This window comes from Polaribacter uvawellassae (assembly GCF_039748955.1).
Taxonomy (GTDB): Bacteria; Bacteroidota; Bacteroidia; order Flavobacteriales; family Flavobacteriaceae; genus Polaribacter; species Polaribacter uvawellassae.
Map to the genome: position 1 here is coordinate 792,870 of NZ_JBDIZN010000001.1, position 13,811 is coordinate 806,680.

Below are 13,811 nucleotides of genomic sequence, written 5' to 3' on the forward strand. Positions count from 1 at the left end.
GTGAAAGGTATTTCTTTTTATTTAAAACAACAATTAAGATTGTTGTTTTAATTGCCATTTCCAAGCAGAAGATAGCGCATCATCTAGTGATTTTTCTGTTTTCCAATTTAATTCTTTATTGGCAATTGTGGTGTCTGCAAAAGCAGCAGTAATATCGCCTTCTCGTCTTCCAACAATTTTATAATTTAATGGTTTTCCAGAAACTTTCTCAAAAGATTTTATGACTTCTAAAACCGAACTTCCTTTTCCGGTGCCCACATTAAAAAACTCAAAATTGGTTTTATTATTCTTGTTGATTAATCGCACTAATGCAGCAATATGTGCTTTTGCTAAGTCTACCACATGAATGTAATCACGAACTGCTGTTCCATCAATTGTATTATAATCATCACCAAAAACTGACAATTCTTTTCTGATTCCGACTGCAGTTTGTGTAATAAACGGAATTAAATTTTGCGGAACACCTAAAGGCAATTCGCCAATTTTTATGCTTTCGTGTCCGCCAATCGGATTAAAATATCGCAAAGCAATAGCATTTAAATTGTATGCTTTACAGCTTTCTTTTATGATTTCTTCTCCAATTTGTTTGGTGTTTCCGTACGGAGATTCTGCTGGTTTTGTTGGTGCATTTTCTGTAATTGGCAACTCATCGGCTTGTCCATAAACTGTACAAGAAGAGCTAAAAATAAAATTATCGAGATTTCTATTTTTCATTTCTTGTAACAAATACACTAAAGAACCAATATTGTTTTCGTAATACTCTAAAGGTTGATGTACGCTTTCTCCAACTGCTTTAAATGCTGCAAAATGTATAATTCCATCAACGTTATTATTTTCAAAAAAAGAAGTTACATCCTTTTTAATACGTAAATCTAGTTGATGAAACTCAGGTTTTATTCCTGTGATATCAGTAATGTTATCTAGAACATTTATCGAAGTATTTGATAAATCATCAATAATTACAACGTTGAATCCAGCATTTTGTAATTCTACAACAGTGTGAGAACCGATAAAACCTAAACCTCCAGTTACTAATATTTTTTTCATAAAATATACTTTTAACCTCTCGATTCCGTACGAAGAGACAAACATAACGCATGTCCGGTCGAGCGGAGTCGAGACCTAAATATTATCCAACAAAATCTAAAACTGTTTTGGTAATAAACTCTAATTGATCTTGTTCTAATTCGGTATGCATTGGCAATGAAATAACTGTTTGTATCAATTGATTTGTAACAGGAAAATCACCTTCATTATAACGTTTGTCTGCATATGCTTTTTGTGCATGTAACGGAACTGGATAATAAATTGCATTTGGAATGTTGTTTTCTAATAAATGTTTGTGTAATTCGTCACGCTTTCCGTTTGTAATTTGTAATGTATATTGATGAAAAACATGTGTTGTAAAATCACTAATTTTTGGAGTGATAATATTTTTATTGCTTGCAAAAGCATTCGAATAAAACTCGGCAGCTTTTCTACGAGCATTACAATAAGAATCTAACAACGGTAATTTTGTTTTTAAAACTCCAGCCTGAATAGAATCTAAACGAGAATTTACACCAACAACATCATGATAATAACGTGTGTACATTCCGTGATTTACAATTCCGCGTAAAGTATGCGCTAATTCATCATCATTGGTAAAAATTGCGCCGCCATCACCATAACAACCTAAATTTTTTGAAGGGAAAAATGACGTTGTCCCTACATTTCCAATAGTTCCAGCTTTCTTTTTTGTTCCGTTTGCAAACGTATAATCAGCACCAATTGCTTGTGCATTATCTTCAATTACAAACAAATTATGTTCTTTCGCAACTTCTAGTATCGCTTCCATATTTGCACATTGTCCAAATAAATGAACAGGAACAATGGCTTTTGTTTTTGGTGTAATTGCTTTTTTTAAAGCATCAATATTTATGTTAAAAGTATCTGCTTCAACATCAACCAAAACAGGCGTTAATTTTAACAATGCAATAACTTCTACTGTTGCCGCAAATGTAAAATCTGCAGTAATTACTTCATCGCCTTGTTCTAAACCTAAACCCATCATTGCAATTTGCAACGCATCGGTTCCGTTTGCACATGGAATTACATGTTTTACGCCTAAATATTTTTCTAAATCTGCTTGAAATTGTCCAACTAAAGGGCCATTAATATAAGTTGATGAATCTAACACTTCTTGTATTGAAGCATCAACCGTGTCTTTAATTTTAGCATATTGACTTTGCAAGTCAACCATTTGAATTTTTTTCATCTAATTTGTTTTACAACGAGTAACAAAAGTACAAAATTCTACTTGTTTAAAGTAGTTTCTTTTTTGATTGATTTTTCTATTATCTTTGAAGAAATTCAAATTCAATTTCATGAAAATTTTCAAAAAATCACTAAAAGTAGTTGCTGTACTCATCGTTTTAATTTTTGTTGGACTTTGGTTGTTTACCAGAACTTTATATCCAACATATAACGGAGAATTAGAGTTGGCAAATATTTCTGATGAGGTTACTGTTTATTATGATGAGGTTGGCGTGCCGCATATAAACGCGCAAAATCAAAAAGATGCTTTTACTGCTTTAGGATATGTGCACGCGCAAGATAGATTATGGCAAATGGAATTAATTAGAAGAATTGCAGCGGGAAGATTGGCAGAGATTTTCGGAAAAGAATTGATAAAAACAGACAAGTTTTTCTCTGGATTGGGAATTGAAGAAGCATCTGCAAAAACCATAAAAAACTTAGATAAAAATTCTGAAGCCTACAAATTAACGATGGCGTATTTAGACGGAATTAATCAATTTATGGAAAACGGTCCAACACCAATAGAGTTTTTATTAGTTGGCGTTGAAAAAGAAAAATATACGCTAAAAGATGTGTATAATGTGTTTGGTTATATGGCGTTTAGCTTTGCTGCCGCTCATAAAACAGATCCGATGTTAAACGAAGTAAAAGAAAAATTGGGAGCAGCTTATTTTAATGAAATTAGTTTGTCAAATGTTAAAAATACGGAGATCATTCAAAATGAAAAGAAACCAATTTTAACAGCAAGCGTTGCTGCCGCAATGCAAGATTTGTATAAAAATTTACCATTATCGCCATTTATTGGAAGTAATTCTTGGGTAATTGGAGCAGATAAAACCAAAAACGGACGCGTAATTTTTGCAAACGATCCTCATATTGGATTTGCGCAACCTTCGGTTTGGTATCAATCTCATGTTAAAACTCCAGATTACGAAATGTATGGCTTTAATTTAGCGCTTTCTCCGTTTTCTTTAATCGGACATAATAGAGAATATGCTTACGGAATGACGATGTTTGAGAATGATGATGTCGATTTTTATTTTGAAAAAGAAAATCCAGAAAATCCGAATGAATACTTAACAGAAAATGGATATAAAGCGTATGATATTATAGAAAAAAGAATTAAAGTAAAAGGCGAAAAAGATGCTGTATATCAAATTAAAGTGAGTCAGCACGGACCAATTATGAATGATTTAATTGAGCATATTGATGATAAAAGACCCATGGCAATGCAATGGATTTATACCAAATTAAACAATGAGTTGTTAGAAGTTGGTTACGATTTATCGCATTCTAATTCGTTAGCAGAATTTAAAAAGGGTGCTCGTAAACTACATGCTCCAGGATTAAATATTATGTATGGTGATGCTAAAAATAATATTGCTTGGTTTGCTTCTGGAAAGTTGTATAAATACAGAGAAGGCATCAATACAAAAACCATTTTAGATGGTGCATCTGGTAAAGATGAAATCTTAGAATATTTCGATTTTGAGGAAAATCCAATGTCTATAAACCCGAGTTTAAATTATGTGTATTCGGCTAATAATCAGCCAGATTCTATAAAAGGAGGTTTGTATCCAGGTTATTATTTGCCAGAAGATAGAGCCAAAAGAATTGTTGCTTTATTAGAAGCTAAAAATGATTTTACAAAAGAAGATGTAGCCAAAATGATCTACGATGTTACTTCTGCAAGTGTTTCAGACAATATTACAAATTTAGCAACTGGAATCGATAAAAAGAACTTATCGCCAAGCGAAAAATTAAGTTTAGATTATTTGTCTAAATGGAATGGTTTTTACGGACAAAAAGAAATTGCACCAACTATTTACAACCGATTTATTTATGAAGTTTTGGTTGCAACATATCAAGATGAAATGGGGAAAAGCTTCCATCAATTTATAAATACACCGTATCAAGATAAAGCATTTGCAGAGCAAATTGTAAGAGAAGCATCTGTTTGGTGGGACAATATTAAAACTATAAATAAAAAGGAAACGAGAACAGATATTATTACCAGTTCGTATAAAAAAGCCATTGCGTTTTTAGGAAATCAATTGGGAGAAAACGTACAAGATTGGACTTGGGATCGAGTTATTTCTGTAGAATATGAACATGCTTTAGGTAAAGTTGCGGCATTGCGTAGCTATTTTAATGTTGGGCCTTTTAAAACTCGTGGAGGAAACGAAGTGATTAATAATCAAATTTTTAATTTAGATAGCACAGGCGTTTATAAAATTAAAGCTGGACCTTCAACACGTAGAATTGTCGATTTTTCTGATGTTGAAAATAGTTTAGGAATTTTACCAACCGGACAATCTGGAAATTTGTTTAGCCCGCATTATGATGACCAAGCACAAAAATATATTGATGGCGAATTTGTAAAAATGAAACTGAATCAAAAAGAAATTGAAGCTTCTGAAAATGTGTTGATATTTAAGATTAAGAATTAATTACTTCTCCGTCATTGCTAAGAATGAAGCAATCTCATTATCAAAACTGTCCTCGAATTAGTTGACTTGTGCAGCAATGACGAAAACACACTGGGTTTTCTTGTGAATTTCTTTTTCAGTTCTAATTCCGCAAGAAGCAAGCACACAATTATAGGTAAATTAAAATCTACTCATTATGTATTTGTAATGATGCTTTGAGTATTGAAAAACTAGTGTGAAACTGAAAAACTGGAATATTTTAGACTGAAGTAAATAAAATAAAGGTCATTGTCAACTTAAATAATTTTATAAACTAATTTACTGTCCCCCGATTATAAACTAATTTTTTCGAACTCTTTAAAGAATCTATATGACCTTTATATTAATAGTCAAATATAGCTTCTAAAGCACTTAATAAAACAGACGTGCAAGTTGAATAAACAGACGTTTTTAAAAACTTTGAGCCAAAAACCCTAGTAAATAGACGTCTTCTAGAGATTTAAGAAATCAGAAGGTTTTTTACCGAATTTTTCTTTAAAGAGTTTAGAAAAATAATCTGGTGTATTATAACCAACTTTTTTTGATAATTCTTTTACAGAACTAACCTCTTTTTCTTTGATTAAACGAAAAGCTTCATTAAGTCTTATTTCTGTAATATATTTATTAGGTGATATCCCTGTCAATTTTTTAATTCGTCTGTTAAGTTGCCTTTCACTTAATTCCATTTCTTGCGATAAATAATACAAACCAAAATTAAAAGAATCCATGTCTTTTAAAATAGTTTGGTTTAAGTGATTTAGCCATTCATTTTGTTTTGTTTCAGAGAATGTTTCAAGATCTAAAGTGTTATTTTCTTCCACTAAGTTTTCAAGGATTGTTGTTTTTTTCTTTTTCTCTTTTTTTATGAAAAAGAATAAACTTATAATTATGATAGGAAAAATAGCGAGCATCCATTTATTTAAGAAGCTACTTGTTACCTCAATATGTATTTGCTCTTTTAAATCAGCCCAAGTTCCATCAGAACTTTGAGCTTTGACTTGTAGTGTGTATTTTCCATTATCTAATTGTGGCAATATAATTGAATTGCTTTTTGCTACAATAAAATCTTGATGTAATGGTGTTATTTTATATTGATATTGCAAAGGTAAATTACTTTTAAAATCGAGTAATAAAAATTCTAACTCTTTACTTTTAATATCAGAATTTATGCTAATTGTGTTTTCTATTAGATATGAATTATCAATTATAGTATTGTCTTTTAATGTTGTTTTAACATTGTTTAATACCAAATTGTAACTTGTATTGTTTGTTGTTAAGAAATCTGTTGGATTAAAAACAGTTAGCCCATTTATTCCTCCTAAATAGAGTTTGCCATCTATATCTTTAAAAGAAGATAAGTGATTAAATTCTTTATTGCTAACTTCATTTGGTAAAAACACTTGGTTTTTTAAAGTTTTTGGAGCAAATCTGTTTAATCCATTATCTGTTGGTAGCCAGAAAAAACCATATTCATCTTTAAAAATAGCATAAACATTGTTGTTAGAAAGTCCTTCTTTTGTAGTAAAAGCTTTAAAACTATTTTGAGTTCTGTCCCATTTAATTAAGCCTTGTCCTTGAGTTCCTAACCAAATTGTGGTTTTATCTTCTATAAAAATATATTGTATAATTAGGTTTTCTGGTAGTCCATTTTTTGGTGTTATAGCGCTACTTATTTTTTCTTCGTGGTTCATTAAAAATAAACCTTTAGCAGTACCAATCCAAAGACTATCACCAGAAACCTGAAGGCTTCTAACGTTTATTCTATTTCTATCTTTTTTATCAATAAAATTATCTAACTTTTTTACAACAGATGCGGTTTTTATATCTTCATTAACATTTACTAAATAAAAATAACTACCAATAAAAACAGTTTTTGTTTTTGGATGACGTGCCATAATTCCAAAACCAATATTGCTATCATCAACAGCTTTATCTTTAGTGTATTCTATAGTTTTTTTGGTTTTAAAATTGTGGTTAAACAAACGCATTCCAGTAGAAATCCAAAGTGTATCACTATAATAAATAGACCCAAAAAAACTATAGTTATCTTCTAAATAATTATACTGATTAATTTTATTCTTTGTGTCTAATGTTTTAAGCCCAGAACTAAAACCGGATATGTATATAGTAGAGTCTCTTTTGAATATTGATTTTAAACTATAACCTTCAAGGTATTTTTTAAAATTGTTTTTATGTAGATTAATTTTATATAAACTTGTTTCAGTAAGGATCCATACAATATTATTTTTATCAACAAAGAATGAACGGTATCTTTTTTTAAAAGGTAAATCATCCTTTTTTATTCTTATTTTAACATTTTTATCTTTATCAACTTGCGTTAAATAGGCTTCTTCATTTATCCAATAAGAATTAGAATTTGTTCTTTGAAATACTCTATAGGCACTAAAAGCAAACGAGTTTAAATTAAGTTTAGTAAATACATCTGTAATTTTATTATTTATAATTTTTTTTACTTTAAAATTTTGTAATGGTAAAGTATCTGCTTCAATAAAAATAGCTTCATTGTTAAAAATATGAGCACTCAAAATAGTATTATCAACATTAAAAATTTCTTCAAATAAAGTTTTTTTATTTTGCTTAATTATTTTCTTATCATAAGCAAACCAATTATGTAATTCTGTGTTAACATAATATATGGGTTTGTCATTTTCATCTTCAATTAATTTGACAAGTGTTATCTTTTCACCATCAAACTTAAAAAGTCCTTTATTTTTTATTGATATATAAATATGATGTGATAAATCTCTGTATATTTTATCAATAATATTGGATTCAGAAAACGGAAGGTTTGGGAAAACTTCTGATAGAGAAGCTGTTTTATTTTTTTTTGTATCTAATATTTGAAGCTTAAAGTCATTTTTTGGATAATACCATATATTTCCATTAATATCAGCTGTTATATCAACTGTTGTATGATTAGATTTTAGATTAAGGTCTTCTTGAGAAAATTTTAGAAAATCTTTATGATTATTTCTGTAAATTGATTTGTTCGTGGCAATCCAAATATATCCATTAATATCTTGTTCTACATCAGTAACAATACTTTCATCTATTCCAGAAACTTTAGACACTTCAATTTCATACTCTTGACTAAAACTAGTATTGGTTAGCAAAGAGAAAAGGCAAAAGAGTAGTAAAGCTATTTTTTTTTTCATCAATTTTTTTAAATCAAAAGTAAGTTACTTTTTTAGACTAAAATAACTAATTTCCTATACTTCCTTATAAACTTCCTCAAACGGAATTCTAAAACGCTCACCATAGACTCCTTTTTCGGTTCTAATTCCGCAAGAAACAATCATATTTATTTCTGCGCCAAAAGGCAAACCTAATGCACGTTTTACGCGCCAAGTATCAGAACCTTCCATTGGGCACGTATCATAATTAATTGCCGCCATACTTGTCATAAAATTTTGCGCTGCCAAACCAGCAGATTTGTGTGCTACAACACACATGTCTTTTTGACGAACTTCTCTATAAATGGGTCTAAAAAGTCCTGTTATTAAAATGATTAAATATTTGATCCAACCTAAAATCCCAAAGAAATCTGCGTATGCAAACGGAATGATTTTTCCATAATAATTTCGCGCAACTTTTTCTCTACTTCGTTGTTCATGTTTTGGATTGTTTTTACCAAAAGTAAAATCGATAAAACCTAAATTAGCTTTTGCACGTTGTTTCCATAAATCTTTTCTGACTACAAAAACAACTAATTGTTGTGCGGTTCTTGCTGCATTTTGATTGAAACAAAAAGGCGCTATTTTGGCAATCATGTCTTTTGAAGTGATGTGATAAAATTCCCACAATTGCATGTTGCTACTATTCGGAGCAAGACTTGCTTGCTCAATACATTTTTTTACTCGTGAAATGTCTAATGGTTTTTCTGCGTCAAATATTCTTACAGAACGTCTATAATTGATTGCTTCTGAAACTGTTTTTTCGTTTGTCATAATTTTATGAAAATAATTTTATGAAGGTTTTTAATGTTTTTAATTTTCCTTTGTACGGTGCGTATCTTACAGGAATATCGAGCCAATTGTAACGTTTGGTGATTCCTTTTTTGTGTGAAAACAAATCGAATGTTTGCTTTCCATGATAACTTCCAATGCCGCTTTCTCCAACGCCACCAAAAGGTAAATTATGATTTGCAAAATGTACCGTTGTGTCGTTAATGGTTCCGCCACCAAAAGAATAATTGGCTATCATTTTATTAGCAAATTTTTTATTTCCAGAAAACACATAAAGCGCCAACGGTTTTTCGTAGTTGCCTATTATTTTTTCTAAATCTTCTTCAGTTTGAAAAGAAATCACAGGAGAAATTGGTCCAAAAATTTCACCTTTCATTACTTCGCTATCTAAACTTGGTTCATCAATTAAAGTCGGAGCAATATAATTGTCTTCTCGGTTTGTTTTTCCGCCAACTAAAAAGGTTTCATTCTCTAACATTGCTGCTAATCTGTCAAAATTACGTTGATTTACAATTCGTGGATAATCGTTAGAATTTTCTGGATTTTCTCCGTAAGCATTTTCAATTTCGGCTTTAAAATAACTCACAAATTTATCTTTTACAGAAGCGTGAATCAATAAATAATCTGGCGCAATACAGGTTTGTCCGCCATTGATGAATTTCCCCCAAACAATTCGTCTTGCTGCTAATTTTATGTTGGCAGTTTCATCAATAATACATGGATTTTTTCCGCCTAATTCTAAGGTTACTGGAGTTAAAAATTGTGCAGCAGCTTTTGCTACAATTTTACCAACTTGTACACTTCCTGTAAAGAAAATATAATCCCAACGTTGCTGTAGTAATTCTGTAGAAACGTCTACGCCTCCTTCAATAACACTTACCAGGTTTTTGTCGAAAACCGATTCGATAATTTCTTTGGTAATTTTACTTGTGTTTGGTGTTAATTCTGATGGTTTTAAAACAACGGTATTTCCTGCTGCTATTGCACCAATAAGCGGAACTAATGCTAATTGATACGGATAATTCCATGGAGCAATTATCAAAACAGTTCCGTAAGGTTCTTTGTAGATTTTACTAGAAGACGGAAAGTTTAAAAATGCAGGCATCACACTTTGTGGTTTTGCCCAGTGATGGATGTTTTTTATGGTTCTTTTTAACTCGGAAATCACGATAGAAGTTTCGGTCATCACACTTTCGTATTCCGATTTTTTAAAATCTACATACAACGCATTAACAATGTCTTTTTCTCTTTCGATGACTACTTTTAATAATGATTTTAAAAGCTGTTTTCTTTCAAAAACATTTTTAGTTTGCTGACTTGAAAAATGTTTTTTTTGCGCTTGAACGAGTCTTGTAATATTCATAAATTCGATGCTGCTTTTAGGCTTTTCAATTAAAAGTTGATTTCTGCCTAAAGATACAAAATTAAGTACACGAATCCCAAATAGGATCTTTAGATAACGGAGCAATCACAGAAATTTTTTCTTTGCTTACAGGATGAATAAAATTGATTTTTCGAGCGTGCAAATGAATACTTCCGTCTTTATTACTTCTGTTAAAACCATATTTTAAATCTCCTTTAATTGGAGAGCCAATTGTAGAAAGTTGACATCTTATTTGATGATGACGACCGGTTTCTAAATCGATTTCTAACAAGGAATAATTATCGAGTTTTTTGATGGTTTTATAATGTAAAATGGCTTTTTTACTTCCATCAATTTCTTTAGAATAGGCTGTGGATTTATTATTCTTCGGATTCTTTTTTAGAAAATTAATTAAGGTATCCGATTCTTTTGCTGGTTGATTTTTTACAACCGCCCAATAGGTTTTTTGAATGGTTTTCTCACGCAACATTTTATTTAAACGTTCCAAGGCTTTTGAAGTTCTTGCAAAAATAATAATTCCACTTGTTGGTCTGTCTAATCTGTGGACAACTCCTAAAAAAACATCACCCGGTTTGTTGTATTTTTCTTTGATGTATGCTTTCACAACATCACTTAGTGGTTTGTCACCTGTTTTATCGCCTTGAGAAATATCTCCAGCACGTTTATTTACAATAACAATGTGATTGTCTTCATATAAAACTTGCAAATTTTCTTTGGTAGATAACATGGCTGTTATTTGAAATTATCAGCAACATCAACATTTACGTTATCAATAAAATCTAGTAATTCTTTTCTTCCTAGGCTTTTTGATGAAGAGGTTAAAAATGATTCAGGAAGCGCTTCCCAATACGTAAGTAATTTCTTTTTATAAGATGCAATTTGATTATTTATTTTAGAGTTTCCTAATTTGTCTGCTTTTGTAAAAACAATGCAAAACGGAATTTGATTTTCGCCTAAAAATTGCATAAATTCGATGTCAATTTTTTGTGGATCGTGTCTGCTATCAACCAATACAAATGTGCAAACTAATTGTTCTCTTTCTTTAAAATAGTTTTCTATAAAATGTTGAAAAATAGTTCTTTTCTTTTTTGAAATTTGCGCATAACCATAACCAGGTAAATCAACTAAAAACCAAGAATCATTTATTTTAAAGTGATTGATTAATTGCGTTTTTCCAGGTTTTCCAGAAGTTTTTGCTAAATCTTTTCGCTCCATCAACATGTTGATTAATGAAGATTTACCAACATTAGAACGACCAATAAATGCGTATTCTGGAATTCTGTTTTTTGGTGCATTTATAACATTGCTGTTACTCATTACAAACTCTGCCGATTTGATTTTCATGTGAAATTAAATATTTCTAGAAGTAAGCCAAGCGTTTAAAACTTTATTGAATTCTTCTGGTCTTTCCATCATAGCTGCATGACCACATTTTTCTATCCAAAACAAATCAGAATCTGGTAAAAGTTTATCAAAATCTTCTGCAACTTGTGGCGGAGTTACTTTATCGTGTTTTCCCCAAATCAAACAAGTTGGTTGATTCATTTTTGGCAAATCTTTTGCCATATTATGTCTAATAGCACTTTTGGCAATTGCTAGCGTTTTTATCAAAGAATTTCTGTTGTTAATTACTTCGTAAACATCATCAATTAATTCTTCTGTTGCTATCGCTGGGTCATAAAAAACATCTTGTGCTTTTTTAGTTACATAACCTCTGTCTCCTCTTTTTGGATAGCTATCTCCCATTGAGTTTTCGTACAAACCAGAACTTCCGGTAAGTACTAAAGCTTTTACTTTTTCTGGATAATGTTTTGTAAAATATAAACCAATATGTCCGCCTAAAGAATTTCCTAAAACAATCACCTTTCCGAGTTTTTTATACTCGATAAAATCGTTTAAAAACTTCGCTAAATTTTTAACGTTTGTTTTTAAAATTGGTAAAGAATAAAGAGGTAATTCTGGGATTAAAACTTTGTATCCATTTTTAGAAAAATGATTAAAAGTAGCATCAAAATTACTTAATGCTCCCATTAGCCCATGCAATATAACTATTGCTTGCCCTTCACCTGCTTCTGCATACGTAAACTTACCTTCTGTAATTAAGTTTTCTGTCATGGTCTAATTTGATTTGACTTTGTGGCAAATGTAGTTTTTTTTTAGGACATATACATCTTTAATAGAAAGTGTAGAATTCTAAACGTATATGTTAAAGTGTCAATATTTTACGTAAAAATGAAATTTTTGTAATAAAGTGGTAAAAAGTGGTAAAAAGTGGTAAAAAATTTTTACTTTTGAAAATCAAACTAAGAGGTAACTAGAAATTAATGAATCTAATTGGTACATACGAATGTAAGGCCGACGCTAAAGGAAGAGTGATGTTTTCATCAGCTCTAAAGAAGCAGTTGTTGCCTGTTGTATCTGAAGGATTCGTGGTGAAAAGAGCCGTTTTTCAATCTTGTTTGGAGTTGTATCCGATGAAAGAGTGGAATTTGATGATGGATAAAATTAATAAGTTAAATCGGTTTGTAAAAAAGAATAATGATTTTATCAGAAGGTTTACAGCTGGTGTAAAAGTGGTTGAGTTAGATGCTTCTGGAAGATTATTAATTCCGAAAGATTTATGTCAGTTTGCAGGAATAGAAAAGCAAGTTGTATTGTCGTCAGCAGTTAATATTATTGAAATCTGGGACAAAGATAAGTATGAGAATGCAATAGATGATGCTGCCGTTGATTTTGCAGAATTGGCAGAAGATGTAATGGGAAATACTGATGCGGATGAGTTATCATGATCCGGTTTTGTTAAAGGAAAGCGTTGATGCTTTAGATATTAAAGAAAACGGAATTTATGTTGATGTTACGTTCGGTGGCGGCGGCCATTCTAAAGAAATATTAAGTCGTTTAGGAAAAGACGGAAAGTTGTTTGCTTTTGATCAAGACCCAGATGCACAAGAAAATAAAATTGATGACGAACGTTTTGTTCTGATTGCAGAAAACTTTAGATACATAACAAGGTTTTTAAAGTTTTACAGAATAAAAAAAGTAGATGGAATTTTAGCTGATTTAGGAGTTTCGTCACATCAATTTGATGAAGCAGAAAGAGGTTTTTCTACTCGATTTGATGCGGATTTAGATATGAGAATGGATCAGAAATCTAAAATATCGGCAAAATATGTTGTAAACAAATATTCTGAAGAAAGATTGTCGGATGTATTGTTTTTATATGGCGAATTAAGAAGTGCAAGAGCGTTAGCAAAAGAGATTGTTGAGGCAAGAGTAGAGGCAGAAATTGAAACAAGTTTTCAATTAAAAGAAGTTTTGAAAAGACATTTGCCTAAGGCAAAAGAACATAAAATTTTAGCTCAGATTTATCAAGCTATTCGAATAGAAGTAAATCAAGAGTTAGAAGTATTAAAAGAATTTTTAAATCAAATTCCAGATTTGTTAAAAGAAGAAGGAAGATTAAGTGTAATCTCTTATCATTCTTTAGAAGATAGATTGGTAAAGAGATTTATAAGAACAGGATTATTTAGTGGCGAGCCCAATAAAGATTTTTACGGTAATACAAATGAACCCTTAAAAAAAGTTGGAAAGTTAATAGTGCCTACCCAAGATGAAGTTAAGTTGAACAACAGGGCTCGCAGCGCTAAATTAAGAGTGGCAACATTAAAATAAAAT

11 protein-coding genes are annotated in these 13,811 nt (G+C 30.7%); 3 read left to right on the forward strand and 8 right to left on the reverse strand.

Annotation, left to right across the window (positions count from 1 at the left end; translation table 11 throughout):
- Window positions 1-33: 33 nt before the first annotated feature.
- Both galE and ABDX67_RS03635 read right to left on the reverse strand, forming a co-directional pair.
- Entirely contained in the window at window positions 34-1,047 is a 1,014-nt protein-coding gene (galE, locus tag ABDX67_RS03630; RefSeq protein ID WP_347173595.1) for a UDP-glucose 4-epimerase GalE, read from the reverse strand.
- Window positions 1,048-1,129: 82 nt separating this feature from the next.
- Window positions 1,130-2,257, reverse strand: coding sequence for a DegT/DnrJ/EryC1/StrS family aminotransferase (locus tag ABDX67_RS03635; RefSeq protein ID WP_347173596.1), 1,128 nt, complete (start codon window positions 2,255-2,257; stop codon window positions 1,130-1,132).
- Window positions 2,258-2,366: 109 nt separating this feature from the next.
- Between ABDX67_RS03635 and ABDX67_RS03640 the strand changes: the two genes are divergently transcribed.
- Window positions 2,367-4,748, forward strand: coding sequence for a penicillin acylase family protein (locus ABDX67_RS03640; RefSeq protein WP_347173597.1), 2,382 nt, complete (start codon window positions 2,367-2,369; stop codon window positions 4,746-4,748).
- A gap of 470 nt (window positions 4,749-5,218) precedes the next feature.
- Here ABDX67_RS03640 and ABDX67_RS03645 read toward each other — a convergent pair whose 3' ends face one another.
- The 6 genes from ABDX67_RS03645 to ABDX67_RS03670 form a co-directional block, all read right to left on the reverse strand.
- A complete protein-coding gene (locus tag ABDX67_RS03645) occupies window positions 5,219-7,942 on the reverse strand; it encodes a ligand-binding sensor domain-containing protein (protein WP_347173598.1) in 2,724 nt (907 codons plus the stop codon).
- 54 nt (window positions 7,943-7,996) lie between these two features.
- Complete coding sequence (locus ABDX67_RS03650) at window positions 7,997-8,734, reverse strand: nitroreductase family protein (RefSeq protein WP_347173599.1); 738 nt, start codon at window positions 8,732-8,734, stop codon at window positions 7,997-7,999.
- Between the two features lie 4 nt (window positions 8,735-8,738).
- Window positions 8,739-10,115, reverse strand: a complete 1,377-nt coding sequence (locus tag ABDX67_RS03655) for an aldehyde dehydrogenase (protein ID WP_347173600.1) — start codon at window positions 10,113-10,115, stop codon at window positions 8,739-8,741.
- Window positions 10,116-10,176: 61 nt separating this feature from the next.
- Window positions 10,177-10,863: an RluA family pseudouridine synthase gene (locus ABDX67_RS03660; protein WP_347173601.1), complete on the reverse strand. Its 687-nt coding sequence runs from the start codon at window positions 10,861-10,863 to the stop codon at window positions 10,177-10,179.
- Between the two features lie 5 nt (window positions 10,864-10,868).
- Window positions 10,869-11,480, reverse strand: a complete 612-nt coding sequence (gene yihA / locus ABDX67_RS03665; RefSeq protein ID WP_347173602.1) for a ribosome biogenesis GTP-binding protein YihA/YsxC — start codon at window positions 11,478-11,480, stop codon at window positions 10,869-10,871.
- Between the two features lie 6 nt (window positions 11,481-11,486).
- Window positions 11,487-12,251 (reverse strand): alpha/beta fold hydrolase, encoded by a 765-nt coding sequence (locus ABDX67_RS03670; RefSeq protein ID WP_347173603.1) that lies wholly within the window; start codon window positions 12,249-12,251, stop codon window positions 11,487-11,489.
- Window positions 12,252-12,460: 209 nt separating this feature from the next.
- On the opposite strand from ABDX67_RS03670, the gene mraZ reads away from it, so the two are divergent.
- Both mraZ and rsmH read left to right on the forward strand, forming a co-directional pair.
- Window positions 12,461-12,925, forward strand: coding sequence for a division/cell wall cluster transcriptional repressor MraZ (gene mraZ / locus ABDX67_RS03675; RefSeq protein ID WP_347173604.1), 465 nt, complete (start codon window positions 12,461-12,463; stop codon window positions 12,923-12,925).
- Window positions 12,912-13,808: a 16S rRNA (cytosine(1402)-N(4))-methyltransferase RsmH gene (gene rsmH / locus ABDX67_RS03680; RefSeq protein WP_347173605.1), complete on the forward strand. Its 897-nt coding sequence runs from the start codon at window positions 12,912-12,914 to the stop codon at window positions 13,806-13,808. The genes mraZ and rsmH overlap by 14 nt, the downstream gene beginning before the upstream one ends.
- Window positions 13,809-13,811: the final 3 nt, after the last annotated feature.

Bases quoted from the DNA above. Each gene is read 5' to 3' on its own strand.
- galE (WP_347173595.1), bottom strand. From the start codon at position 1,047: ATGAAAAAAATATTAGTAACTGGAGGTTTAGGTTTTATCGGTTCTCAC.
- ABDX67_RS03635 (WP_347173596.1), bottom strand. From the start codon at position 2,257: ATGAAAAAAATTCAAATGGTTGACTTGCAAAGTCAATATGCTAAAATT.
- ABDX67_RS03640 (WP_347173597.1), top strand. From the start codon at position 2,367: ATGAAAATTTTCAAAAAATCACTAAAAGTAGTTGCTGTACTCATCGTT.
- ABDX67_RS03645 (WP_347173598.1), bottom strand. From the start codon at position 7,942: ATGAAAAAAAAAATAGCTTTACTACTCTTTTGCCTTTTCTCTTTGCTA.
- ABDX67_RS03650 (WP_347173599.1), bottom strand. From the start codon at position 8,734: ATGACAAACGAAAAAACAGTTTCAGAAGCAATCAATTATAGACGTTCT.
- ABDX67_RS03655 (WP_347173600.1), bottom strand. From the start codon at position 10,115: ATGAATATTACAAGACTCGTTCAAGCGCAAAAAAAACATTTTTCAAGT.
- ABDX67_RS03660 (WP_347173601.1), bottom strand. From the start codon at position 10,863: ATGTTATCTACCAAAGAAAATTTGCAAGTTTTATATGAAGACAATCAC.
- yihA (WP_347173602.1), bottom strand. From the start codon at position 11,480: ATGAAAATCAAATCGGCAGAGTTTGTAATGAGTAACAGCAATGTTATA.
- ABDX67_RS03670 (WP_347173603.1), bottom strand. From the start codon at position 12,251: ATGACAGAAAACTTAATTACAGAAGGTAAGTTTACGTATGCAGAAGCA.
- mraZ (WP_347173604.1), top strand. From the start codon at position 12,461: ATGAATCTAATTGGTACATACGAATGTAAGGCCGACGCTAAAGGAAGA.
- rsmH (WP_347173605.1), top strand. From the start codon at position 12,912: ATGAGTTATCATGATCCGGTTTTGTTAAAGGAAAGCGTTGATGCTTTA.